This is a genomic window from Paractinoplanes brasiliensis (assembly GCF_004362215.1).
Lineage (GTDB): Bacteria > Actinomycetota > Actinomycetes > Mycobacteriales > Micromonosporaceae > Actinoplanes > Actinoplanes brasiliensis.
The window spans coordinates 1,088,051-1,111,960 of sequence record NZ_SNWR01000001.1 but is presented as its reverse complement, the minus strand read 5'-3'; the positions used below and the strand labels follow the sequence as shown (position 1 = coordinate 1,111,960).

Annotated in this window: 28 protein-coding genes; 15 read left to right on the top strand and 13 right to left on the bottom strand. The window is 67.4% G+C overall.

Annotated elements, in window-relative coordinates:
• Positions 1-7 precede the first annotated feature (7 nt).
• Entirely contained in the window at positions 8-1,267 is a 1,260-nt protein-coding gene (locus C8E87_RS04570) for a VanW family protein (RefSeq protein ID WP_133871920.1), read from the top strand.
• Positions 1,268-1,292: 25 nt separating this feature from the next.
• Positions 1,293-1,511 carry a bacteriocin immunity protein gene (locus tag C8E87_RS47075; protein WP_498371093.1) on the top strand — a complete coding sequence of 73 codons (219 nt, stop codon included), beginning with the start codon at positions 1,293-1,295 and terminating at the stop codon, positions 1,509-1,511.
• A gap of 37 nt (positions 1,512-1,548) precedes the next feature.
• Here C8E87_RS47075 and C8E87_RS04565 read toward each other — a convergent pair whose 3' ends face one another.
• The 6 genes from C8E87_RS04565 to C8E87_RS04545 all read right to left on the bottom strand — a co-directional run bounded on the left by C8E87_RS04565 (position 1,549) and on the right by C8E87_RS04545 (position 7,366).
• Entirely contained in the window at positions 1,549-2,310 is a 762-nt protein-coding gene (locus C8E87_RS04565; RefSeq protein WP_133871919.1) for a hypothetical protein, read from the bottom strand.
• A gap of 246 nt (positions 2,311-2,556) precedes the next feature.
• The gene (locus tag C8E87_RS04560) at positions 2,557-3,510 is read right to left on the bottom strand and encodes an NAD(P)-dependent alcohol dehydrogenase (protein WP_133871918.1); all 954 of its coding nucleotides are present in this window, start codon (positions 3,508-3,510) and stop codon (positions 2,557-2,559) included.
• Positions 3,511-3,751: 241 nt separating this feature from the next.
• On the bottom strand, positions 3,752-3,892 hold the full coding sequence (locus tag C8E87_RS43490; protein WP_166661079.1) for a hypothetical protein: 141 nt from the start codon (positions 3,890-3,892) through the stop codon (positions 3,752-3,754).
• Positions 3,889-4,563 (bottom strand): nucleotidyltransferase domain-containing protein, encoded by a 675-nt coding sequence (locus C8E87_RS04555; RefSeq protein WP_133871917.1) that lies wholly within the window; start codon positions 4,561-4,563, stop codon positions 3,889-3,891. The genes C8E87_RS43490 and C8E87_RS04555 overlap by 4 nt, the downstream gene beginning before the upstream one ends.
• A 696-nt stretch (positions 4,564-5,259) precedes the next feature.
• Entirely contained in the window at positions 5,260-5,838 is a 579-nt protein-coding gene (locus tag C8E87_RS04550; protein WP_133871916.1) for a hypothetical protein, read from the bottom strand.
• Between the two features lie 427 nt (positions 5,839-6,265).
• The gene (locus C8E87_RS04545) at positions 6,266-7,366 is read right to left on the bottom strand and encodes a hypothetical protein (RefSeq protein ID WP_133871915.1); all 1,101 of its coding nucleotides are present in this window, start codon (positions 7,364-7,366) and stop codon (positions 6,266-6,268) included.
• A gap of 119 nt (positions 7,367-7,485) precedes the next feature.
• On the opposite strand from C8E87_RS04545, the gene C8E87_RS04540 reads away from it, so the two are divergent.
• A complete protein-coding gene (locus C8E87_RS04540) occupies positions 7,486-7,923 on the top strand; it encodes a hypothetical protein (RefSeq protein WP_133871914.1) in 438 nt (145 codons plus the stop codon).
• 122 nt (positions 7,924-8,045) lie between these two features.
• Here the strand turns inward: C8E87_RS04540 and C8E87_RS04535 are convergent, their stop codons facing one another.
• Positions 8,046-8,567, bottom strand: coding sequence for a hypothetical protein (locus tag C8E87_RS04535; protein ID WP_133871913.1), 522 nt, complete (start codon positions 8,565-8,567; stop codon positions 8,046-8,048).
• 161 nt (positions 8,568-8,728) lie between these two features.
• Between C8E87_RS04535 and C8E87_RS04530 the strand changes: the two genes are divergently transcribed.
• The 7 genes from C8E87_RS04530 to C8E87_RS04495 all read left to right on the top strand — a co-directional run bounded on the left by C8E87_RS04530 (position 8,729) and on the right by C8E87_RS04495 (position 14,760).
• Positions 8,729-9,445, top strand: a complete 717-nt coding sequence (locus tag C8E87_RS04530; RefSeq protein ID WP_133871912.1) for a hypothetical protein — start codon at positions 8,729-8,731, stop codon at positions 9,443-9,445.
• Positions 9,446-9,584: 139 nt separating this feature from the next.
• A complete protein-coding gene (locus C8E87_RS45275) occupies positions 9,585-10,229 on the top strand; it encodes a hypothetical protein (protein WP_239080275.1) in 645 nt (214 codons plus the stop codon).
• Positions 10,226-10,714, top strand: a complete 489-nt coding sequence (locus tag C8E87_RS04520) for a hypothetical protein (RefSeq protein WP_239080276.1) — start codon at positions 10,226-10,228, stop codon at positions 10,712-10,714. The genes C8E87_RS45275 and C8E87_RS04520 overlap by 4 nt, the downstream gene beginning before the upstream one ends.
• A 78-nt stretch (positions 10,715-10,792) precedes the next feature.
• Positions 10,793-11,245: an HIT family protein gene (locus C8E87_RS04515; protein WP_133871911.1), complete on the top strand. Its 453-nt coding sequence runs from the start codon at positions 10,793-10,795 to the stop codon at positions 11,243-11,245.
• Between the two features lie 228 nt (positions 11,246-11,473).
• Entirely contained in the window at positions 11,474-12,232 is a 759-nt protein-coding gene (locus tag C8E87_RS04510; RefSeq protein WP_239080277.1) for an LLM class flavin-dependent oxidoreductase, read from the top strand.
• An 870-nt stretch (positions 12,233-13,102) separates the two neighbouring features.
• The gene (locus tag C8E87_RS04500) at positions 13,103-13,507 is read left to right on the top strand and encodes a carboxymuconolactone decarboxylase family protein (RefSeq protein WP_203720690.1); all 405 of its coding nucleotides are present in this window, start codon (positions 13,103-13,105) and stop codon (positions 13,505-13,507) included.
• 329 nt (positions 13,508-13,836) lie between these two features.
• Entirely contained in the window at positions 13,837-14,760 is a 924-nt protein-coding gene (locus C8E87_RS04495) for a DUF4253 domain-containing protein (protein ID WP_203720691.1), read from the top strand.
• Positions 14,761-14,848: 88 nt separating this feature from the next.
• Here C8E87_RS04495 and C8E87_RS44510 read toward each other — a convergent pair whose 3' ends face one another.
• The gene (locus tag C8E87_RS44510; protein WP_275409081.1) at positions 14,849-15,070 is read right to left on the bottom strand and encodes a tyrosine-type recombinase/integrase; all 222 of its coding nucleotides are present in this window, start codon (positions 15,068-15,070) and stop codon (positions 14,849-14,851) included.
• A 68-nt stretch (positions 15,071-15,138) separates the two neighbouring features.
• Here C8E87_RS44510 and C8E87_RS44505 point away from each other — a divergent pair, with 68 nt between their 5' ends.
• On the top strand, positions 15,139-15,387 hold the full coding sequence (locus C8E87_RS44505) for a hypothetical protein (protein WP_203720693.1): 249 nt from the start codon (positions 15,139-15,141) through the stop codon (positions 15,385-15,387).
• A gap of 431 nt (positions 15,388-15,818) precedes the next feature.
• On the opposite strand, the gene C8E87_RS04485 is transcribed toward C8E87_RS44505, so the two are convergent.
• The 4 genes from C8E87_RS04485 to C8E87_RS04470 all read right to left on the bottom strand — a co-directional run bounded on the left by C8E87_RS04485 (position 15,819) and on the right by C8E87_RS04470 (position 19,783).
• Entirely contained in the window at positions 15,819-16,070 is a 252-nt protein-coding gene (locus C8E87_RS04485; RefSeq protein WP_133871909.1) for a hypothetical protein, read from the bottom strand.
• 523 nt (positions 16,071-16,593) lie between these two features.
• Positions 16,594-17,511: a hypothetical protein gene (locus C8E87_RS04480; RefSeq protein ID WP_133871908.1), complete on the bottom strand. Its 918-nt coding sequence runs from the start codon at positions 17,509-17,511 to the stop codon at positions 16,594-16,596.
• Positions 17,512-18,261: 750 nt separating this feature from the next.
• On the bottom strand, positions 18,262-18,660 hold the full coding sequence (locus tag C8E87_RS04475; RefSeq protein ID WP_133871907.1) for a VOC family protein: 399 nt from the start codon (positions 18,658-18,660) through the stop codon (positions 18,262-18,264).
• Positions 18,661-18,877: 217 nt separating this feature from the next.
• Positions 18,878-19,783, bottom strand: coding sequence for an NAD-dependent epimerase/dehydratase family protein (locus C8E87_RS04470; RefSeq protein ID WP_133871906.1), 906 nt, complete (start codon positions 19,781-19,783; stop codon positions 18,878-18,880).
• Between the two features lie 99 nt (positions 19,784-19,882).
• Here C8E87_RS04470 and C8E87_RS04465 point away from each other — a divergent pair, with 99 nt between their 5' ends.
• Positions 19,883-20,488: a helix-turn-helix domain-containing protein gene (locus C8E87_RS04465; RefSeq protein WP_438866007.1), complete on the top strand. Its 606-nt coding sequence runs from the start codon at positions 19,883-19,885 to the stop codon at positions 20,486-20,488.
• On the opposite strand, the gene C8E87_RS04460 is transcribed toward C8E87_RS04465, so the two are convergent.
• Positions 20,451-21,218 carry an alpha/beta fold hydrolase gene (locus C8E87_RS04460; protein ID WP_239080278.1) on the bottom strand — a complete coding sequence of 256 codons (768 nt, stop codon included), beginning with the start codon at positions 21,216-21,218 and terminating at the stop codon, positions 20,451-20,453. The genes C8E87_RS04465 and C8E87_RS04460 overlap by 38 nt on opposite strands.
• Before the next feature lie 50 nt (positions 21,219-21,268).
• Here C8E87_RS04460 and C8E87_RS04455 point away from each other — a divergent pair, with 50 nt between their 5' ends.
• The 3 genes from C8E87_RS04455 (at position 21,269) to C8E87_RS04445 (ending at position 23,908) form a co-directional block, all read left to right on the top strand.
• The gene (locus tag C8E87_RS04455) at positions 21,269-22,072 is read left to right on the top strand and encodes a helix-turn-helix transcriptional regulator (RefSeq protein ID WP_166661078.1); all 804 of its coding nucleotides are present in this window, start codon (positions 21,269-21,271) and stop codon (positions 22,070-22,072) included.
• 189 nt (positions 22,073-22,261) lie between these two features.
• Positions 22,262-22,996 carry an IclR family transcriptional regulator gene (locus tag C8E87_RS04450; RefSeq protein WP_133871903.1) on the top strand — a complete coding sequence of 245 codons (735 nt, stop codon included), beginning with the start codon at positions 22,262-22,264 and terminating at the stop codon, positions 22,994-22,996.
• 141 nt (positions 22,997-23,137) lie between these two features.
• Entirely contained in the window at positions 23,138-23,908 is a 771-nt protein-coding gene (locus tag C8E87_RS04445) for a 2-keto-4-pentenoate hydratase (protein WP_133871902.1), read from the top strand.
• Positions 23,909-23,910 lie beyond the last annotated feature (2 nt).

Genomic DNA, 23,910 nt, shown 5'->3' with positions numbered 1-23,910 from the left:
TCAGTACGTGACGAACGTGTACGGGCATCCCCGCGGCAGGCGACGGTGGGTGCTGGGCGTGGGCATCGGGGTCCTGGTGCTCCTGGTCGGGATCGGCGTTCTCCTCGTACGCCCGTCGGCCGTGGTGCCGGGCAACACGTTCATCGCCGGCGTGGCCGTCGGCGGGCTGAACGACCAGCAGCTGCGGGACGCCTTGAACGGCCCGGTCCGCGAGCGCGTCGAGCAACCGGTCGAGATCGTCGCCGGGGACAGGCGGTTCACGGCCCGGCCCGGCGAGCTCGGGGTGCGGCTCGACGCCGACGCCACCCGCCGTTCGGTCGGCGCTACCCGGCTGCGGTGGCCCGGCGGACGCAACGACGTCACGCCGGTGCTGAACGTCGACGAGGCCGCCGCTCGCAAGGGACTGGCCGTTCTGCTCGCCCCGGTCATCCGGCCCGCGCGTGACGCGTCGGTCGAGCTGGCCAGGCCGGGCACTGTGCTCGACGGCAAGGGTGATCTCGCGTACGAGGCCTCGGACCGGGGTGTGACGGTGCGCGAAGGCGAGCCGGGGCGGGGCGTGGACACCGCTGAGGCCGTACGGGCATTGGCCGGAACCGTCCGTGACGGCGGCGCCGAGATGACAGTGGCCGTACGGGTTCTGCCGCCCGGTCACGCCGAACCGAAGCTGTCCGGGGTCGACCAGCTGATCGGGACGTTCACCACCTACCACCCGTGCTGCGCGCCCCGGGTCGCCAACATCCACCGCATCGCCGAGCTGGTCGACGGCGCCGTGGTCCCGGCCGGGGCGACGTTCTCGCTCAACGACACGGCCGGCGAGCGCACCCGGGCCCGCGGCTTCGTGCCCGCCCCGGCCATCGTCGACGGCGAACTCGAGGACCAGCTCGGCGGCGGCGTCTCCCAGTTCTCGACCACGCTGTTCAACGCGGCCTGGTTCGCCGGGCTCGACATCGTGAAACACCAGCCGCACTCGCTCTACATCAGCCGCTACCCACCCGGCCGCGAGGCGACGCTGGACTGGCGGGCCATCGACAACGTCATCCGCAACGACACGTCCGCGCCGTTCGTGATCCGGGTACGCACCACCGGCACGTCGGTGACGGTCGGACTGTACGGGCACACCGGCGACCGCGAGGTCCGCTCGGTGACCGGCCCCCGCCGCCCACGCGAGAACGGCGGTTTCCGCGTGACCGTCACGCGCACCGTCCTGGACGGCGGCCGCGAGACCAGTACGAAGACGCTCAGCTGGACGTACCGGGGCCTGGACTGACCGCGTCCGGCGCGAGCCGGCCCAGCTGATCCTCGAGGATACGCAGCGCCGCGGCGCCGGCGGCGAGCGCGCTATCTCGTCCAGCGCGACGATTCCCGACGACACCAGCGGCAAACTGTTGGATGAACTGGAGAGAGTTCTGCTGTATCCCAGAGTCAGCGATCTTCTGTTCTGGCGCACACCGGAACTCAGCGCCGATGAAGTCATCGACGAAGCCCTGCAGTACCACCCCTTCACCGCCTGATCAGCCGCCCGGATCGCGGCTACTTGTTTCATTCGCTTTACCACAGTTCGAGCTGGTCAGGATTTCTCATCAACCAGGTCAGCGGTGCCGGCCAGACATCAAGCGGAGGGCGATCCACATCCTGAAGAAGTGCGAAGTAATTCCTGGCCAAGGGTGGTAGCTCGGCTGCGGGCCGTTCTTGGTCGACAAGGTGGGACCAGATGACGTTCTCCACCCAGTAACGATATAGGAATTGCTCGAAGTCCGGCGCAAGCCAGTAGATGTCCTCGGCGAACTCTGCCGGCGTGCATGGGGGATGTCCTTCTGGCTCCTCGTCGATTTCCGGCGTGGGCAGACCGGTGCTACCGAGTACCGGGCAGGTGCCGTCAGCGGCGAGGTAGAGGTATGACTCCCAGTTAGCACCCTGCGCATCGCTCATGAATCGCAGCAGTCGTCCGTGTTCTTCGACTGGGCTGAGGGCAGGTCCGGACATTTGCCAGGCGTCGAAGGGGGAGGGGATTCGCTGTGGGAGTGTGGTGCTGGTCATGAAGGTGACGAACGAGGCCGGGAGGTACAAGCCGTACCGTGCCAGCCGGTCGTCCAGCTCGTACATGGCCGGTTTCGGGACCGCGTACGGTTGCATGTAGGGAGCGTCGGGCCCCGCCGCGCCGGCAGTGAGCCAGTCAAAATCACCGGTGAACAGATGTTCCGGGAGTGGCGGTAGCCGACCGTACGTCTCGTCATTGCAGGTCCCGTCAGCGGTGAAGCCGTGTTCCAGGACCGTCGACCAGTGTCGTTGCAGGCGCACCACCTGGCACATGATCGCAGCTTGCATCTGGATCCGAAAGATCCGCCCCCAACCGGCCGGATCGACCTCTGCGAAGGTTCATTCCCGGCACGACGAGACGCTGGTCACAGCCGACCACGTACCGGGGCGACGGAGACCGGCCGACCACGGACAGCGGCAGAACCGGATAGTCGTTACGGCCCAGGACGGCGGTACAGGCGATGTTCGGCGCGCCGTTGCTGTGGGTACGCCTGCCCCGGACGCGGCAAGGCGCGGCGGTCAGGTCACTGTCACGACGACCTTGCCGCGGGCGCGTCCCTCGCCTACGTGGGCCAGGGCCTCGGGGACCTGGTCGAGGGTGAAGGTGCGGTCGATGTGGACGGCGAGGTCACCCGCTACGCAGAGGTCGGCGACCGGCCCGAAGTGCGCCGGGCCTTCCTTGACCGCGAGCACGCCGAGGCGCCGGCGGGTGAGCCATCCGGCCACCGAGCCGATCGTCAGGACGCGCAGGAGCGTGCGCACCGATCCGCCAACGCACCGATAACGACCACCCGGCGCAAGCGCCCGACGGTAGGCGAACACCGATCGATGCGCCACCAGATCGAGGATGAGATCGTACGGACCGCTGCGGGTGAAGTCCTCGCGACGGTAGTCGATCACCTTGTCGGCGCCGACCGACCGCATGAAGTCGAGCTTGCTCGCGTTGTCCACTCCGGTCACCTCGGCGCCAAGACGCTTGGCGAGCTGAATAGCGAACGATCCGGAACCGCCGCCGGCACCGTTGATCACAATCCGTTGCCCGGCCGCGGCGCCGTCGGTCCCCTGCTGCGCGATCACGCCCGCCTGCGGAACCGTCGACGCCTCGGCGAAGGTCAGCGCCGTGGGCTTGTGCGCCAGCACCGACTCGGGGGCGATCGCGTACTCCGCGAAGCCGCCCTTGAGCATGAGGTTGTCGCCGTAGACCTCGTCACCGGGCCGGAACTGGGTGACGGCCGGACCGACGGCGTCGACCCATCCGGCGATGTCCGAACCCAGCGTCCGGCGCGCCGGTGTACGAAGCCCACCGATACGCGAATACAGCGGCGAACCTCGCAGGGTCTCCCAATCGCTGAGGTTGACCGATGTCGCCGCGACCTTGACCAGCACCTGCCGGTCCGAAGGGGATGGCTTGGGAAGATCTTCGATGCGCAACACGTCCGCATGCCCGTACCTGTCGTACACGACCGCCCTCATCCGCCCACCCCTTCCCCTCGGTGAAGCACACCAACCTCGTATCCGACACGCCCTGTACCAGCGGGCCTCACCCTTATGTAGCACGCCGAGACGACGAGAACGGCCTCCGATGGCGACGGCCCGTACATCCGGTCAACCACAGCTCGGTCCGGCCACCGCACGCACTCGTGCCGACTTCCGATACTCGATTCCATGCCGTCCCAGCGCGCGGTCAGCGGCTACTTCCGTGCACCTGATCTCGTTATGCCAAAACGCCGAGAAGGTCGTGGTAGGCCTGTTGCACCGCGCCGTCTCTGACCCGAATGAGGCTTGTTGCGGGACGAGCTACCAGCAAGGCCATCGGCCGGTCGTACATCTCGTCCAGGTCTGCGTCGAGGGTCATGCCAGGTTCCTTTCCCGGACCGCGATCAGGAAGTCGTCGACCGCGTCGCGGTCCGGCTGCTGCGGCAGCCGGGTTCCGGCCGCCGCGTCGGCGAGGTCGGCCAGCAACTCGGCCGCCCACGCGGCGACCTGCTCCCAAGGCACCTCCCCGCGTCGCACGGCGAGCAGTCGCTCCCGCAGCGGCGTCACGTCGACCAGGACTTCGCCGGTGCGCAGCACGTGCACCCCCGCGCACAGCAGCCGGATCATGTGCATGGCCTGCTTGTGGTTGGTCTGCCCGCTCCGTAGCCGCCGGGCGGCGACCCGGTCGAGCTGGTCCTGGGCGTACCGGCCGTAGGTGTCGGCCACCCGCCGCGACAGGAACGCGCGCCGGATCGCCAGCAACTGCCGGCCGTCATCGGTGGCCTGCTCGACCAGCGGCGACCACAACACCTCCAGCACTGTCGGGTTGGACTGCAACGCGAGGGTGCAGAACCGCTCGACCTCCCACGAGAACTGCTCGGCGGCCGGCCCGTCCAGATGGGTGGGCGGCTTGGCCAGGCGCCAGAACCAGCGCGTCGGCGCCGCGTACACACCCCGCCGGTCGTGATCAGAGCCGGGCCCGGCGAGCCCGTACGCCCGCGACCCGACCACCACCGCCAGGATCGTGTGCTCCCGCACCAACTCGATCATGAGCGGGAACCCTACCGAACCCACGGTGCGCGCACTCGGAGTTTCCGACCGCCCGCTTCGGCGGAAACGAGCAGGTCAGCCCGTCGAAGGGAGCCCACTCTCCGTAGCGATGACTGTGCGGCAGGTGATCGCACCTGATCTCGGATGAGCTTCCTTGACCAGTCGAATTGTGCAAGGACCGCCGGGAACGACGAAGGCGAGGAAAGGCGGCTGTGTCGGAGTGCGGTTGCCGGCGACCTTGGGACAGCCCGGCGCAGTAGGCAGCTCTCACGTTGAACAGCTCAATGTGGCTGGACGGACCATTCCCGACAGTCGGATCTGCCAGCGAGGATGAACAGTGTCGCGGCGTGCTATGCCGCTGATTCAAGGGGGGGCTCACCATGCGTACCGTCAAACGACTCGTCATCGTCGTTGCCGCCGCTGCGGCTACGCTGCTGGCCTGGCAAGCCGCTGCCGCGGCGTCATCGACGGTCGAGTACGCGCTGCTCTGATCTGCCGGGCTGCGGCTCGCGCGGCTCGCGCACGATCAGCCTTGCGCATCGCGGGTGGGCAGATAACGCGCAGCGATGGGCCCGGTCGCTGCCGCTGGCGGAAGGACGCCTGCGTGCCGCGCTGTTAGGGCGCGAACTGATCGACGTGCCGCGCAGCGGACGACTCAATCTGATCATGGATGGCCAGCACTACGGGGCCGAGCGGCTACCTGGGCAACTCTCCGCGGACTACCGGGAGTTGAAGGGGCCGCTCTGCTATGCCCACGACGTGGTGCTCGAAGATCCGTTCGACGACGAGCACCACGCGTTGCGGATCATCGAAACCATCCGCGAGACGTTCCCGCAAGTGCAGGCTCGACCTGCCCCGCACCCCGACCTTTTCGTCCGCACCGTGGAGGTATTGGCAGACCTCGCTCCGCTGGTCCGCGCGGGGATCGTGACCTTCCTGCCTCGGCAGTTGACCGCTGATCCGCGCAGCATCGAGGTGGCCGGATCCTCCCTCGCCGGCGCCGGCGGCGAAATCTCGCGACGTGAACTGGCGCAGCGAACGCTCCGTGCGTGGCTCTTGGCCGGTGGCCGGGCGGTGCCCCTGTTCGCTTCGGAGGACGAGGAGTCCGCGTTCAACGACGCAGCAGGCGTGTTGTCCGCGCTGACGCCCGCCGCGGAGAGCACGGCGCTGCGTCACCTTGCCGCGCTGGCCGTGCCGGCCAGCGGCCGGTTGGAGATCCGCCGGATGCTGGAGATCAGGCACGAGGATGCGTTCGCCCACTTCCGCGTCCGGCAACGGAAAGCACTCCTCGCCGTGGGCGATGGTCTGGACTCAGACGCCCGCCGGGTCTACCGAGAGGAGATGCGCGCCGCCGCCGAGGAGGTCAACCGTCGGACGGGCCGCGGTCTGCTGGCCAAGTTCACCGTGCCCAAGGCTATGGGCTGGCTCACCGGCGCGATGGTCGTCCACCCGGACGGTTGGAAGGCGGCGCTCGGGGGCTTTGAGCACGGAAGCCGTCCTGGAGGCATGGCAGGACCGCGACGAGCGGGCACACCGGGCGCTGCACCACCATTACGCGACCCTGGCCGGCCCGCCGCGCGACTGACCGCCGACGTCTCGTACGCATCCGATCCGGCAACCCGACGACCCCGGTCCCGCCATCATGTTCTCTCCGCCCTCAAGAGGGTTGCCTGCTCGCGATACCCGGCGCATCAGAATCTTGTCAGCTACCCGGCTGACGGATTGCGGCGCCCGGATCGGTGCTCTGCTCGAGGGCCGTCCACCACTCCTCCAGCTCATCGACCCGGCTCTGAAGTGCGGCATTCGCCGCCCGGGCCGTCGCCAGTTCCTCGGTCAGCGCACCGATCGGCCCGGAGGCGGTCAGAGCGTCGAGCAAGCCCGCGACCAGCCGATCCTCAGCGGCGACCCGGCGGAGAGCGGAGGCGACCACCTCCGGTGACAACTCAGCCACGAACTCTCTCGGGAGCGTAAGCAGGCGCGCGACCTCGCCGAGGCTCCGCGCGGCGCTCATCTGGCGCCGAAGACGCTCGGCGGACGGCACCGCCGGTTCGACCGGTGTCGCAGCCGCGATCGGCTTGGCGGCAGAAGGAGCGGGCTTCGACACAGGCACGGGCGTAGGTGCCGGCTCCGGGTCAGGCTCGGCCTCTGACGGGAGTTCGGGAAGGTCGTCCCCCACCCAGGCGTAGGCCAGAGTGTCACCCTTCTGCCGTCGGACGACATTTGGCCACTTGGGCAGAACCGCCAGCGCGCGAGGCCCGTGCCGGGCCCAGGTCTCGTTCCGGAGACCGAGCTCCGCCAGACGCTCGCGGATCTCTCGCACCTTCAGCGGGACGGACGACTCGGCCAACAGGTGGAGAACCACCGCGAGGGGCTCTTGCGCGAAGACAGCGTGGAACAAACGGGAGTCGGACAGAGCCAGGAAACGCAGCGAACCCCTCGTCGCGACGTGAACGCCCACTCCCCGTGGGACAAGCTCTTCCTCACCGGTGTCATCCCACTTGACCTGATAGATCGCCCCGTCATCGGCGAGGATCGATCCGGTTCGGGCACGGCGTACGCCGAACGAATCGGACACCCGGACAAGACCCTGATCTGCGCTCACGAATGCGACTGTAATGGTAATCGTCGCGGCCGCGGCGCCGGCCGAAGTCAGCCCGTCCCGGCCACACGCATCGTCCGTCCGTGCGCCCGGCGCCGGCCGCCGACATCGGGTTGATCGCCTAGCCGGTAGCAGGCGCCACGCAGCGCCTGTACCCAGTATCCAGGCACCGCGGTCGCTTTCGATACCGAGCGTGGCAGACATCAGCCGCACGCCTCGCACCAACGGCGGCAGAACAGTGTGCGCTGACCGCAAAGGAGGGATCGGGTGGCGATGACGAGGACCGCCCGGCCACGTCGGGTAGCACGACCTAGCCTTGAGCCATGGAACATATGGAGTTCCGCACGGTCGAGGAAGAGCTCGGTGTCGGGGTGCGGCCGACACTTGTGCCGTACCTCAGCGGTGTTTCTTTGCTCGACTTGGTGCGCAAGGCTGAGCTGCCTTTTGCCCGACGCGAGGGAAGCCGTGGCCTCGCGGGCAGTTACGCGGGCCTGCTGGGCGAGGAGGTGCGCTGGCCGAGTCGGCACTACCTCGGCAATCCAGTCCTCTCCTGGTTCGGCGACGGTGACACTGTCCTGCTCGGGTGTGGCTGCGGTGACTGGGGCTGCTGGCCGTTCACCGCGCTGGTCACGGTCGACGAGGACACGGTCACCTGGTCTGGCTACCGCACCGGACATCGCGATTGGGACTACCGCGAACTGCGTGACTTCACCTTCGATCGTCACCAGTACGAAGAGGCGTTGCGGTCGACAGCTCGCTGAGCAGGCAAAAGGCTTCTCACCCCGAGTTCCCCGGCGGTTCCATGAGGGACGAGTACGGCCATCGGTCACTAATTGTGACGACGTGCACCGTGCCCGCACGCGGACGGCGCCAAATGAGGATGCTATCGGCGGTCACCCGGAACGAAGTTCCAATGCGCCGGTAAGGTGCAGTCGCAAATCGCGCAGGTGAAGTCTTCATCGCGCACGATGTTGCGCTCTGCGCAGTTCGGACACAGACGGAAGGTCACTTTATCGGTGAAGCCCCCGGGATGAGACAGGCCGAGACTGTCGAGGGTAGCCGCGACGACCGGCCACGAGTCTGGATCCGGGCAGAATCCGGTCGACTGATTGGTCACCTCAGCTACGCACCAGCCGGCACCGGCTTGCACGAATGTCATCTCGCCGGCGCCGAGGACCATATCGCCGCCAGCGAGAGCCACGTGCTCGCTGCGGCGAGGCGCCAGCTTCAACGAGCCGTCCAGTGTCACGACGAACGTGAACGGCTCGGCCAGCTCGTCGGGGTTTCGGCGGCTGAGCCAATCGGCGAGAAGATCGGGAGTCGTGATCGCGACAGCAGTGGCGCCTGCCTGCGCGCCGCGCAGTTCGGCCGGCCCCACGTAGCGGTAAACCCTGGCCTGCGACACGCGGAGAGGATATCCCGATCGGGACAGCCGCCTGTAACGGTTTGTCGCCCGCTGGTGCGCAGTCGGCGGCGGATCCGGATACGAAAGGACTGTTGTTCGTCGGGTCGTTGGCGTTGCTCCGTGTATGCCGGAGAGCGGGCCACCCGCTACGGTGTCGGCTCGTGGAGGCGCAATTCGATCTGCCCGCGGAGCTGGCCCAGGGAGTGCGCGACGCCGTCAGCGCGTGGCGGTTCATCCGCTTGTTCGCAGCCAACTACGCGAGCCCCATCGTTCCCGGCCAGGGCTACGACGACGTTGACTTGGGGCAGGCGGAGGCTCGTTTGGGAGTGACGTTGCCGGCGTCCGTGCACGCGGCATACGCGTTGCTGGGCCGACGTCCGGACCTGACCAGATGCCAAGACGTCCTGCTGACTCCTCACCAGCTCGAGTTCGACGAGACCGGTCGTGTGCTCGTGTTTCGTCTGGAGAACCAGGGATGCACGCAATGGGGTATTCCGTTGTCGGCGTTGGGTGAGGCTGACCCGCCGGTGGTGTTCCGTGGTGTCACGGCCTGGCATCCGTTCCTCGAACGATTCTCCCTGGCCTGCGTGGAGATGGTGCTGTCGGAGTGGGTCATGGGTGGCGCACCGTACGGGATCAATTGTCAGCCGCGGGACGAAACGTTCGTGTTGCTGGAGCAGCGGTTGCGTCGACTCCCGCTGCCGGACTATCCGGCCTGGTGGTGGTCGGCCGGCGCTCCGGTGAGATGGTTCGAGACATCCGGGGCCGTGCTGCTGGAGCACCCAGGAACGTGGTTGTGGGTCGGGGCGCCTTCGCCGGAGGGGATAGCCGCAATGCGGCAGGCACTGCCCGACGACTGGTCGAACAGCTACGAATAGCATCGAGAGGGCCCTGGCGCGAGGCTGCGTCCAGCGAGCTCGACGGCTCAGCGGTCACCGCCAACATCACGACGTTCGCCGTAGTGGTCCGCCGCGCAGAGCGCACGATCAGCGGCTCGACAGTGCACGTGATCTTGCGTTGAGCGCGTCAGCGACACAACGCGCCGACATCCAGTCGCCTGACGTCGCCGATCGCCGTACGCTCACCCAGCAGACCTGCCCAACGCGCGCGATGCCGGGTAAGCGCGCGTCACTGAACCCAAGGATGGCGGCACCGTTCGAGTCGGGCCAGGTTCCCGCATCCACCGCTGGCAGTACGCCTGTGAATCACCTTGCCCTCTCGAGCATTATCGGCGGCAAATCAGTGCACCAGACTGCGGCGGGCAGTCCGACACTGGGAGCGATCAGCAGTACCGTTCGGCTCACCGTGAAGAATGGTGACGTGACAGGCACTGACCCGTACCTCGTGGTGACTGAACCGACGTTTGTGGCACGATTTCTACTCGCCCCCGAGGGAGATGCGTCAGCATCCGTGGCGAACGTCGACGTCTTCGTCGATCTGCCCGACGGTTCTACTTGGTCGTTGACAATCTTCACTGTTGCCGAGGTTGAGCGGCTTCTTGCGGTGTGGCGCGAGAGCGGCGAGGCCGCGCACGGCAGCTACTTCTGGGCGTCCGATCAACTGATCGTGCCGGAGCCGGGCGTCAGGGCGATGACGACTGCCATCCGCGAGCTCGTTCGCAGCGGCGAGATCACGGACGTCGGCACACGGTCCAAGGTGTGACGTTCATTGGTATTCGCGCCGTCGCGCGCCCTCAGCGGCAGATGAGGATGCTCACCGGACATCCCAAGGTGCCCTGCTCTACGCTGACGGCGTGCCGATGTTCATCGAGGATCACCGTGACAGGTGAATTCGCCTGGCCGTTGGACAAGTTATCCGCGCTCCGACTCGGTAGGCGTTTGGCGGTCGAGGTGCCTGCTACCCACTCGGGACGACGTGCCTTCGTCGACATCACGCCGGGCAAGGTCGAACCTGATGCACAGGCTCACGGCGAGCGATGGACCCACAGAAGCACCGCCCGGTCTTTCCGGGTCGAGCACTGGGAGTACGACGCCGAGCTGCTCGACGGATTCGACTACGACATCGGAGCTGCTCGGTTGCGAAGTGCTGCCGCGGTGGACGAGTCGGAGCTCTTGACAGTGCTGAGGGAGTGGCGGCTCGAGCCACATCGGTTCGACTACGCCTGGAACACTGCCAGCCCTCGGTAATCCGGTCCGGCTGGCACCGGACCACCACGCATGGGCGGCGGTATGACAGTGTGGCCTGCTGTTTATACGGTCCGAGTCATGAGCTGTTATACATGCCGGAACAACGAATTGTTCGACGACCTGCCGCCGCGCGAGCAGGTCGCCGCCGACGACTGGTGGCGGGTGGCACACGACTTCAACAGCACCCTGCCGGGATGGCTCGTCCTGGTCCCGCGACGCCACGTGACCTCGATCGCCGACCTGACCGATGAGGAGGCGGGGGTACTGGGAGTCTGGCAGGTACGACTTTCCCGAGCGCTGCGGAAGGTCACCGGCTGCGTCAAGACTTACGTGGTGCAGTTCGCCGAGAAGGAAGGCTTCGCGCACGTCCACTTCCACATCGTGCCGCGTATGCCGGACCTGCCAGCCGACCGTCGCGGGCCGGGAATCTTCCAGTACCTGGATCAGCGCGGCACCGAGGCCCGCCTTTCCGAGCAGCAACGCGACGACCTCGCAGTTGCCATCCGAGCCGTGCTCGTGCCCGAGACCTGACGTGTGAACAGATCCGGAAAGTACGGAGCGTGACGGTCCCGCGGGGCTCCGCGCCCTGTCGGCGGCGGATCCGGATGGTCTGGTGTCGGTTCTGAAGCGGCCCGTTCGTAGAACAGTGGAGGGCTCGGCAGAGAGCCGGCGACCGGAAGGTGGATCATCATGACGCATACGTCGACACGGCAGGCCAGACGGTTGCGGTTCGGAGTCGTAGCTCCGATCACGTCCGATGTGCCGACATGGCTTGACCAGCTGCGCGGCTTGGCGGATACCGGCTACTCCACGATCCTGATGCCCGACGTGCCGCAGTGGCAGCCGGCACCGGGTCCCGCGCTGGCCGTCGCGGCAACGATCACCGATCTGCGAGTGGGTAGCTGGGTGTATGCGTCTCCCGTGCGGCCGGCCTGGAGCACCGCGTGGGAAGCGCATTCGTTGACCGTGCTCACCGGGGGCCGCTTCGAGATGGGCATCGGCACCGGCCGGCCCGGGCTCGCCGACCAACTCCGCGAGCTGGGCTTGCCGCAGGTGCCCGCGAACCAGCGACTGAGCCTGGTACGTGATGTGATCATGTCCCTGCGTGAACTGGACGGCTCTGAACTGCGCACCCCCGTAGCGATGGCCGTGGGCGGCCCGAAGGCGCAAGCATTGGCGGCGGAACTCGCCGACACCGTGACCTTCGTCATGCCGCACATCGAGGCACGGGCCGAAACGACGCAGCGGGTGCGCGACTTCGACAACCGTCGCGGCGTGGAACTCGCGTTGCACGTGCCGGTGATCGGCGACACGGTCGCTCCGTTCATGGCAGGCCCGGACACAGATCCCGCCGCCATCCGTGCTGCGGACTCGCTGGCCTTCCTCCCGGCAGATCCCGCCGCGGCCGCTGAGGAGATCCTGAGGCGACGTGAGGAGATCGGCTTCTCCTACTTCGTGTTCGGAGCAGACGTCGCCGCTGTCCTCGCTCCGGTCGTGGCCAAACTGGCCGGACGATAGTCCAGATATGACCGACTGCGATCCCGACTGACTCATCGACACTCAGGCGCGGCGCTCGCATTCCGAGGGCAATACAGATGCCTGCGCCGAGGCCGGGTTCTGCCCCGCGACCTCGATCGCGCCGATCAGCGCTCTACGCGTAACCCACCCATCGGCCGGTCACCTCAGGTCAACCGGCCTGAGCCGCGTGCTATCGAGCGGCAGGTAAGTGCGCGGACAATACGCGGCTCAAACGGTATATGGCCGCCATGGAAATGGGTGCGGGATTGTCGGGCCATCCTGGAGGAAGCCAACGAAGGCTCCGATGACATCGTCGATGCTCGTAACTTCCGCCCGGTAATGTTCGCCGGGGGCACCTCGTCTCTGCGTTCAAGTGCATACCAGCCGGGACGGGTATCTGCTCGTTCTCCGTATCCGACCTGAACGTACCAATCATCGGAACGACCACGAACGGTGAAATAGTTGTCCGCGGAAATCCTCGTCACAACTTCGCGGACGCGGTCCGGATCGGGGCCACGAGACGAGTAGCCCTGTGCCGAGGTGAGCTCAAATCGCCACGGGCGACCCCAAGGCGTCCACAGCTGATCCCTCTGTGGGTCGTAGCAGTTCAGCGCGTGATCCTCGGTCAGACGGGCGGCCCACGCCGAGACCTCGTCACATCGGCTCCACACCATCGGGAAGTAGACCAGCGGCCCGCTCGCTTCGCTCAAGAGCGGCCCGCTCGACCACGAACTAGCCGCCGTCACGACCAGTTCGAACGACGTGACCATTGCTACGTTTCGCCCGCTTAAGCGCTCTCGCAATACTACTTTGTCTAGAGCTTCCAGGAGCAGCGGGCCACGCACTCCGCGACCACTGTTAGGAGATCCGGTGTCCGACTACGAGACTGCCCTCGACACCGCCGAGAAGATGCTGGGCTTCCGCCTGGAGCGGTTCCTCGGCGCGAGTGAGGGAGAGCCGCCCAACGCGGCTGACTTCAAGCGGATTGCCACCGAGCATGCGTTCGGCGACGCCTGGCCGCGTACGGAGATCATCGACACCCGTACCCGCGCGCTCGTCTCGGTCGCCATTGCGGCCTCGCTCGGCATTCTGGAACCGTTGCGCGGGCAGTTGCGCATCGCGCTGAACAACGGTGTCACCCCGGAGGAGATCGTCGAAGCCTTCATCCAGATCGCCGTGTACGCCGGGGTGGCGCGAGCGTTCGACAGCTATGCGATCGCCGCCGAGGTGTTCGCCGAGCGGACGCACCGGGGCAGAGACGCGGACAAAAGGTGAAGACCACGCTAGGGCGTGTCGTCAAAGGGTCTCAGCCATTGTAGTAGTGCAGCGATGGTGACGGTGGCGTGGAATGATCTGCTGGTCTTGTCGTAGCGGGTGGCCACAGATCGGCACTGCTTGAGCCGCGCGCCGACCTCGCACTGCGACCCGCCGATCCGCTCCGGTTCGCACCCGCCTTCGCCGGTGGCAGCCCTCCGAGCTCGGTCTCGGCTGAGATACTCGACTATCGGCCACCTACGCCGAAGGTCCGAGTAGCGACCCGGCGAGCCGGCACCCCCGGATGCACTCACATCGGCATGTCCGCGAGTCGGTCTCCGTCGCCGGCTGTGACGCTCGGCGGCGACTGGTTCGGCCAGGAGATGCGGTGTCTTCGGCGGTTGGTCCGGCGCGGCTGGAGGGCTTCCGAGCGCCTTATGCTGCCAGCCGTGGTTATGCCTTCTGGAGCCTCGCGCGGGCTGGCGGCGATCTCTGCGCTGTCGGTCGATCTTCCTGCCGGTCGGCTGGTGCACGGTAACGAGGGGTCCGAGGATCTGCCCGCGTTGTGGGTCAGCGAGGCTCCCGCGACGGCGCAGTTGTGGGTCGATCTGCGTCGGGCACATCGACACTCCGGGCTGTGGCCGCTGCTGCTGGACAGCCTGCACGGCGACGACCGGCGGCCGTGGGACGACGGGGAGCTGTGGCCGGCCGACGTATCCCGCCCGTCGGCCTTCGATCCGGAGGAGCTTCTGGCCAGGTGGTGGTCGCAGTACACCGAGACCCACGGGGACGACAACCTTTCGGCGCAGGAACGCGTCGCGGTTACCGCGCCGTTCGGCCGGCAGTGGCCGGGCCTGGCGGCCGCCGCGGCTGCCCGGCATGATCTGGGCGCCTACGCGGATCAGTGCGCGGCAGAGTTGCTCGCGGGCAATCCGCGGTTGCGGCTGGGCCTGGTCGCCGCGGACCGGCCCTGTGACGCGATCACGGTCGCGGGTTGGCAGGGGGCGGTCAACTACACCAACGACACCGCCGAGCTGTCGGCCGTGTTGCGCTCGTGGGAGACACGGTTCGGGGCCGTCGTCGTCGGTGCCGGTTTTGCCGAGCTCTACCTCAGCATCGCGGCGCCGCCCACCACGATCGATCATGCTGTCAGCGTCGCGGCCGAGCATTTCGCCTTCTGCCCGGACAACATCTGGCAGGGTCCCTCGCCGGGTCTGACCGCCTACGCCGAGCGGCTGGTCGACACGCCACTCTGGTCCTTCTGGTGGGACTGAAAGTCACACGACCGCCCACCAGGGTGAGAAAGCCGCATGACGAGCAGGCGGCGACCGCGCCGCGCATCGCCGCCGATCCTCGAGGTGTTCAGGTGCCGGAGGCCATGTAGGCGACGAGGATGTAGTTGGGGTGCCGGTCGAGGTTCTTACGGGCCCGGTCGTAGCGCATCGTGGTCTTGGGGTCGGCGTGCCGGGCGGCGATCTGCACGTCGCGGAGGCTGACGCCCGCGTCCAGCATGGTAGTGACGAACGTGTGGCGCAGCATGTGCGGGTGCATTCGCGGCATCCGGATGCCGGCTGCCTCGGACAGCTGATGAGCCGGCGGGTCGCGGCGTGCCGGTCCATCCGCCGACCGAGCGTGTTGCGCAGGATCGGTCCATGTTCGCGGTCTTCTGTGGCGCGCTCGATGGCCCGAGCGACCGCGGGAGGCAGCGGAACCAGCACAGTTTTGTCGCCCTTGCCGTGAATCTTCAGGACACGGTGGCCGTGCTCCTCGCCGAGGTCGGCGATGTTGGCACCGCAGGCTTCGAAGATCCGAAGTCCGAGCAGGCCGAGCATCGCGATCAACGCGAAGTCGTTGCGGTTGGCCGACAGCCGTGCGGTCGTGATCAGGGCCTCGAACTGTAGGTGCCCAAGTCCGAGCGTCGGTGAGTCCGTCGGCGTCGGCGGGCGCCGGACGTAGTCGGCCGGCGAGTGCGCCAAGAGCTGGTCGATGACGCACACGCGGTAGAAGCCGACCACGACCGACAAGCGGCGTGAGACGGTGGAGGGCTGGTAGCAGCGGACTTCCTGCAACCAGCGCACATACCGTTCGATCTCGGCCCGTCCGAGGCCCAGCGGATCAAGATCTTGACCTGCGCACCAGGTCAAGAACACCTTGAGATCGGAGCCGGTATGAACGCGGGACTCACCGCGATACCGGCCCAGGTACGCGGCCACCGCCGCACGCAGCATGCGCTCGTCGACGGCGACCGCAGGACGCTCCGAAACAGAAGAAGTAGTCATAACCTACGGTGCGTCACCGCCGGCAAGACCACCAACGCCCTCGACGCGGCAGATCAGTGCGGCTTCTGGGTGTCGCTCAAGTAGGCCCGCGCCAAAACACGCAAAGCATACGTAAGGCCGGCGTAGCGTTCGTCGGCGGGCTCCATGACTTGCCATTCCCGGGCGAGTTCATCTATCAAGTCGAGCATCGGCAGGTGGCTGTCCAGCAGTGCCTCTTCGCCGAAGCGGCCCGCGACCTCGGCAAAGCGATGGTTGTCCGCCTCGTTGCAGCGGCGTAGGTATCCCACCACTTCTTCGTCGTTCATCCGCACATTCTGGCGCATCACTTCATCATGCATCCGTTCATAGACGCAAGCGCGCGCCATAGCTTCGGAAGAATACTTACACGGCGTAACCGACGTTGACGGTCTGTCAAGCACGGACGGCGGCAGATCCGGACAGTCACTATGGCCGCCGCGCTGGCCAGTCGAGGCGGGGCAGAGTCGCGATCAGACGTCCATCGGTCACGGCGACTTCGACCTCAGGATCGGTCACGGCGGGCTCCGCGAAGGTCGCGGGCGGCGCCTCATCCAGGAGAAAGACGAAATGCAGGGCTAACGGCTGTCGAAACGGCCCGGTGTTGGGGAGGCCGTCGGCGTCCAAGACCCGGTCAGACGACCGCCTCCGCGGACTTCAACGCGATCCTGCTGCATAGTTCTCGGCCCAGGTCCCCAGCGACGTTGTGAAGGGTGGACCGCCGACATCCCCGGGCAGCGGCGAGCCCACCTGGCCGACCTGGAAGACGTGACCCGTGCGGATCAATCAACCTGGGGGGACCACCTCGTACTGCTACGGCTTCGGGCGCATGCCTCGATTTTGAGTCAAATAGAGCACGATCCTTATCAGCGCTTCGAGAATCGCGGCCCCTGTGATCCCGAGTAGCCCGCTTGAAAGGTAGAAAAATAGATCGAGTCGATCTGCTGCCAAGCGATCCCGTATCCTGAATTGGGGCGCGGGGTCCTTGCCGAAAAGCCGACCTGACCAGGACAGGGTTGGCAGGTTCTCAACTTCCGGCGCAACATTTAGGAGGTCGAATTGACCGTTAAGTTCGCCAAAAATGATGCTGCATGATAGGCTCGGAATCTGTTTTCCTCCACCGATCACCCATCCCGGATACGGGGCAGAACAGGATGGCAGGCGGACATCATAGTCCGCGCCAGATCTCACAATCGGCGACGCAGCTAGGGTGCCAATGATGCTATAACTCGTTTCGCCATCTGTTGGGGGATCGACCACTGGCCCAAACTCCTGCCAAGTCGATCCGTCCTCGGTTATGGTGCGCGTTCCCTGGAAGCCCTTACCGTACTCAATGGATTCCGGAACGAGTTGCGCATCTCCGCGCAGGTGCATGGATACTTCGCTGCCCGGTGGAATGTATCCCAAAGTCAGGCTGATGCGTACTTTCCGGCTCATCAACTCTTCTGGCGCGATGGCCGTTTGACGCGAAATCGGGAAGGGCGCGTCGTCGTACATTGAAATATCGACTTCGATATACGACCGCTCAATGGATTTGGTTGTGGCGCCATCCGGATAGCCGCCGGCATCGATCTCTACAGAACCGTCAAACCCGCTAATCGGCGCAGGAGGCCTTGCCTCGCGGTACATTGATAAGGAAATGTAGCCTGAGAATATTGCAATGAATACGATTGCACAAATTCCGACAACGAAGCGCCCAGGCGATCGTTCTTGAAACTTACCGTGCGCCATTGCAAACTCCCTGAATTCGGTTAAGGGCCTTCTGGCGAGAGTGCGGTCGGCGCAGGTAAGTCTGGGCGCACGCTCCTCTCGGCCCGATCCGATCGGCCGCAGTATCCTACGCGAACACACGAAGGGGCCATTTGTCAGATCTTGGACAAGGGCAACAAGGCGTGCAACCCTTTGGTGGCGATTTTGCGAACGCAGTGCGGAGCGCCAACTATGCCGTCTACTGCAAATCTCGGCGGCCGGAGTGCCCTTTTCCAAACCTCAACTCGCATGCCTTGATCGAGTGCACTCTACTCGGCAAATGAGTGAATTGATCAAGGATATCCGGCCGCCGGGTCGTCACGCAACGTGGTTGCCGACGTGGGGAGATCAGGCTGTCAGCCGACGCGAAGCCCGACGAGTCGCCGTAGGCTTGCGCCGTATGCGCGTTGTGGTGGGTGCGTAGTCCGAGGACTGCATCTTGTCGGTGGAAGACCGTTAGCGGGCCGTCACGGCCTTGACGCGTCCGGCGGCCGGGGTGGTGATCACCGTGCTCGCGACGGGGCGAGCAGATGGTGGCGGTCATGGTTGTCCAGCCGTAATACGCCTCAGGGTGAGGGAAACGCGCAACGGGTACGAGCGCGGCGTCACCTGAGGCCCGGTCGGCGGCGAGAAGCGGATGTCCGCGGGCGCGACCCGACCGCGTTGGCGCCATGGTCGTCGAAGGTCCATCCAGCCGGATCACCGGCGTCCGGGCCAACGGTCGGGCCCCGGTCAGAAGTCGGACTCGAGAGCCAGAATGTTGCCGTCCGGATCCCGCAACCACGCGATGCGGCCGCCGCCGGCGCGCGGGGTGATGCCCCTCGCGTCATGCTGGAGCCCGTCGTAGCGAACGATCTCGACCCCGGCCGCGGCGAGTTCGTCGACGACTTGATCCAGGTCGTCGACGTACCAGGTGACCAGGGTTGCGGGGGACCTGCCGGCCGTGGCCGACTGGTAGACGTTCAGCGCCGGCCGGCCCGCCGAGCCGTAGACGCGCCCACCATCGACGACGGTGGCGCTCGGACCGGACCACAGCGCCTGCAATCCCAGCTTGCCCTCGTAGAACTCGGCCGCCCTCACGATGTCGGAGACGGCAATCGACGCTCTCAGCGGAAACCTGTTCAGGGACACGGATCACCGTTACCCCGCCACCGAGGCGCTACACCGCCGACGGCCCATGACGGCTGGCGTGGACGCACCGATGACAACGAGCCCCTCATGCTGCTACCACGACCAAGATGATGCCGGGCGAGGCTCCTTCGATTCGTGCGTTGCGCACCAGGTCGAATCATGTCGGCCCTGCAGGTCCGGAGGCGTCGACCTGCCTCACAGCCCCGAGCGCACGCTGTCAGTCGGTCTTCATCTCGTCGCGGATCCAGGTCTCGATGGAGGTGTGTGCCGGGGTCCAGCCGAGTTGCCGGGCCCGGGTTGCTCGTACCCGGCTGTTGGATCCGAGAGCGAAGCGGGCGAACCCTTCCCCCCAGAGCTGCGATGCCTCGTCGAGGCTCCAGGGTTGGACCGGTCCCAGGCCGAGCCGGTCGGCGATCGCGGTGCCGATCTCGCCGAACGAGGCCTCGCCGCCCTCGACGAAGTAGAAGCCGGTCGCGGCGGGGTCAGTGAGGACGCGGGAGTAGAGCGCGGCCACGTCGTCGATGTGGACGTTCGACCAGCGGTTGTGGCCTCGGCCGACGACGCGCACGACTCCGCTGGCACGGGCCTGGTCGATCAGCGGTGGCAGGAGCACGGTGTCCGGCCGCGGTTGCCGTCCCGTGCCGTAGGTCAGCGAGTTGCACAGCACGACGGTGCGTACCCCGTCGGCGGCTGCCGCGACGAGCATGGTGTCGATCGCGAAGCGGGCTTGCCGGATGGGGTGGGAGTCGGCGACGACCGGCTCGGCGTCGTCGTGGACCGCTGTCGTGGCGTAGTCGCCTTTCGCGTCGTCACCGATGACGCTGGATCCGCTGGTGTGCACCAGCGGCTTACCGGTTCCGCGCAGAGCGTGCAGGAACGTCTCGGCCGCGCCGCGGTGGTCGCTGTCGGCCGCGTTGACCACGCCATCAGCGTTCATCGCCTCGGCGGCGAGCAGGTCGGCGTCGTCGAGGGTACCGCGTACCGGGGTGATGCCCGCCTGCGTGAGCAGCGGCTCGTAGGCGGGGTTGCGGACCAGACCACGAACCTCGTGGCCGTCGGCGACCAGGCGGGCGGCGACGGCGCCACCGAGGTAGCCGGTCGCGCCGGTAAGGAAGATACGCATTCTCACTCCAGACGTTTCGCCGAACGAGCCCAGCGTGGCCGCAGATCTGGTCCAGCCCGGTGATCTTTTGCGGATCTGTCAAAATCGAGCGTGCCCACCGTGATCGAGGAGACCCTGCGCAACCTGGCTCCACGCCTGCGAGCGTTACGGCAGCGTGGCGGCGCGACCCTCGCAGGCCTGTCCGCGGCCAGCGGTATCCCGATCAGCACGCTGTCCCGGCTGGAGAAGGGCCATCGCCTGCCCACGCTCGAACAGGTCCTCGCTCTGGCCCAGGCGCATGCGGTCTCGGTCGACGAACTGCTCGGCGGGCCACCCACAGGCGACGCCCGGGTGCACCTGCGTCCCGTGACACGCAACGGCAAGACGCTGATCCCGCTCACCCGCAGGCCCGGCGGCATCCAGGCGTACAAACTGATCCTGCCCGGCGAGAGCTCGCCGGCAGTGCCCGAGCCGACCACCCACGACGGCTACGAATGGCTGTACGTCCTCAACGGTGAGCTGCGGCTGGTTCTCGGCGAGCAGGAGATGCGGCTCAAACCGGGCGAGGCCGCCGAGTTCGACACACGGGCACCCCACTGGTTCGGCACCGCCGGCACCCAGCCGGCCGAAGTTCTCGCACTGCTCGGCAGCCAGGGCGAGCGAACCCACATGCGCGCCACGGCCATCATCAACAACCGCCCCCGGCCTCCGACCCGAGACGGGTGACCCCGCCGGCGTTTCCGCACCCGAGCGGCTGCACCACGAGCGGGCCGCGACGGACTGGCGTAGACACACCGATGCCTGCTACCACAACGCGGATGAGCGCCGCCAGCCGGTCGGGGGCCTCCAGCTGTGGCAGATGTCCCGCCTCGGGCAGCAGCGTGAACGTCGCGCCCGGGATGGCTTCGGCGTAGGCCCGGCCGTAGTCCGCGGTGACGATGCCGTCCGACTCGCCCCAGATCACGTGCGCCGGCACCTTCGCCCCGCTCAGCCGAGACCGCAGGGTGGGGTCGGTCATGCGCATCCCCGTGTACGCGGCCAGCGCGGCCACATCCGGCCCTTGCCGTGACGGGTCGGCGGGGACGCGCGCGGGATCGTGGAAGGACAGCTTCGCCAGCTCCTCCGGGGTGAGACCCCGTACGTCGGTCACGGGATGCCCGGGCACGTCGAGCCCGACGGCGTTGACCAGCACCACGCCGCGCAGCCCGGGCACCCCGAGCAGGGCCAGCTCGGCCGCGACCCACCCGCCGATGGAGTTGCCGACCACGGTGACGTCGTCGTCGATTCGGCCGGCGTAGTGGGCGGCCAGGTCACGGATGCTCGCCAGCTCGGCGGGCCGGTCGGTGCCGTCGAACCCGGGATGGGTCGGGACGAGGACGGGGGAGGGCAGCAACTCGGCCAGGGGTCGCATGGGCGCGGGACCGGCGCCGCCGTGCAGCAGCAGACAAGTTGTCACGCCACCGATGATTGGCCTCGGACCGGACGGCCGGGAGAGGATGGTTGATCGTGGGACTCCGACCACCACCCTCGGCCGCGTGCCGCCGAGAGCTGGCTGACTTCCTCCGGACGCGCCGGGCCGCGCTGCCTCCGCCCGAGGGGGACACGAGCCGCCGCCGTACGCCCGGGTTGCGGCGTGAGGAGGTCGCGCAGCGTTCCGGTGTGGGGCTGTCCTGGTACACCTGGCTCGAACAGGGCCGCGATGTCACCCCGTCCGAGCAGGTGCTGCTGTCGTTGAGCCGGGCTCTGGAACTGTCGGTGTCCGAGCGTGAGCACCTGTTCGTCCTGGCCGGCGTCGAGCCCCCACCCACCTCGGGCGCGGACGTCGACGAGCAGACCGCCGCGCTGGTCCAGGGTCTGCTGCCGCATCCCGCGTTCGTGCTCGGGCCGCGCTTCGACGTGCTGGCCGCCAACCGGGCCGCCGACCTGCTGGCCTCGCCCGGCAACCTGCTGCGGTGGCTGTTCACCGGCGGGCAGTGGGACGAGAGCGCCGAGGGCTGGCAGCAGACGGCCCTGGCCAATCTGCTCGACTTCCGGGCCGAGTTCGCCCGCCACCCCGGCGATCCCGGCTACGTCTCCCTGGTCGAAGAGCTCAAGGTCGAGAGCGGTTTTTTCCGTACGTGGTGGGAGCGCCACGACGTGCGGGCGCTCGAACCGACGCGCAAGGTGATCCCGCACCGGACGCTGGGCCCGCTGGCCCTGTTGCTGGTGCAGAGCCGGCCTTCTCACGCTCCGTGGCTGCGCCTTCGCGTGCTGGTGCCGGCTGACGAGCGCACGCGGAAGGCTCTGGAAACGCCTGAAACATTCGCCTGATCGGCGACATCGGCTACTTCACGGCCTGGTGGCCCAAGCGCACCCCGGACACCATCGCGGGCCGGCTGATCGACTACTCCGGGTACAACGGCTCGCCCAACCCCGAGGTCACGATCACGCTCACCGGCGGGAAGAGGATCGAGACACGCATCAAGGACTACGACGTCAACCGGTGAATAAGCTGAGCTCATGTCGGTCGTGGGGAAGGTGACGCTGATCCTGGACGCCTTCACGGCCGACGATCGCGGGGTCGGGTTCGCCGAGCTGCAGCGGCGGACCGGCCTGGCCAAGGCCACCCTGCACCGGCTGAGCGGCGAGATGGTCGAGGCGCGGCTGCTCGACCGGGTCGACGGCAAGTTCCACCTCAGCGGGCACCTGTTCGCGCTGGGCATGCGGGCCTCGGTCGAGCGCAGCCTGATCGAGGTCGCCACGCCGTTCCTGGAAGACCTTTACGAGCGTACGCACGAGACGGTGCACCTGGGCCGGCGCGAGGGTGCCGAGGTCGTCTACGTGGCGAAGATCGGCGGTCACCGGCAGGCGCGTGCGCCGTCGCGGCTGGGGGGCCGGTTGCCGCTGCACGCCACGGCGATCGGCAAGGCCCTTCTGGCTTTCGCGCCTGATCCCGTACGGGGGGAGGTGCTCTCGAAACCCCTGGCGCGGCTCGCTCCGAGGACTGTGACGTCGGCCGAGCTGCTGCGGCGTCAGCTCGACGAGGCGGCGGAGACCGGACTGGCGTACGAGGCGGAGGAGTCGGCGGTCGGCATCGTGTGTGTGGGAGCGCCCGTGCTCGGCGCGGACGACCTGGCCGTGGCGGCGATCAGCGTGGCCGGGCCGGTGACCCGCTTCCAGCCCCGCAAACACGGCGCGGCGGTGCGGGCGGCGGCGGCCGAGATCGCGCTGACACTGGCCCGCCGCTCCGCGTAGCCGCCCCACCCCTCCGTGTGCCGGGCCGCCCGTACCGTGTGCCGTGCGGCGCCCCTCCGCGTGTCGCGCTCTTTCGGCGTGTTCCGGATAGCGGAACTTTTTCCTAGGACAAACCGGCCCGCGGAAGGCATCGTCACAGGCATGACATCGCCAGCGGCCCAGCGCCTGCTCGACGCGGCCCGCACGGGGACACCGTGCCCGCCGGTCCGTGACCTGATCGGCGCCGACGACATCGCGGCGGCGTACGCCGTCCAGCGCGAACAGACCACGCTGCGGGAGAAGACGGCCCGCGTCGTCGGGCACAAGATCGGCCTGACCTCGCCCGCCGTGCAGAAGCAGCTCGGCGTCGACCAGCCCGACTTCGGCGTGCTCTTCGACGACATGGACGTCAGCGCCCTCGACGTGGTGCCGGTGGCGGGGCTGCTGCAGCCGCGCATCGAGGCCGAGGTCGCCTTCCTGCTCAAGGCCGACCTGACCGGCGATTTCACGGCCGAGGACGTCCGGGCCGCGGTGGAGGTGGCAGCGCCCGCGCTCGAGATCGTCGACAGCCGGGTCGCGGGCTGGGACATCAGCATCGCCGACACGATCGCCGACAACGCGTCGAGCGGCCTGTTCGTGCTCGGCCCGGCCCGCCGGACGCTCGACGAGGTCGACCCGGTCGACGTGCAGATGGAGATGACCGTCGACGGCGAGGTCGTGTCCAAGGGCTCGGGCGCGGCCTGCCTCGGCGACCCGCTGATCGCCCTGGAGTGGCTGGCCAAGGCCGCCCGCGACCACGGCGACCCGCTGCGGGCCGGGCAGGTCGTGCTCTCCGGCGCGCTCGGGCCGATGGTTCCGGTCAAGCCGGGCATGCGCGTCTCCGCCACGCTGACCGGGCTCGGCGCCGTGGCGACGACCTTCGGGGAAGCCTGATG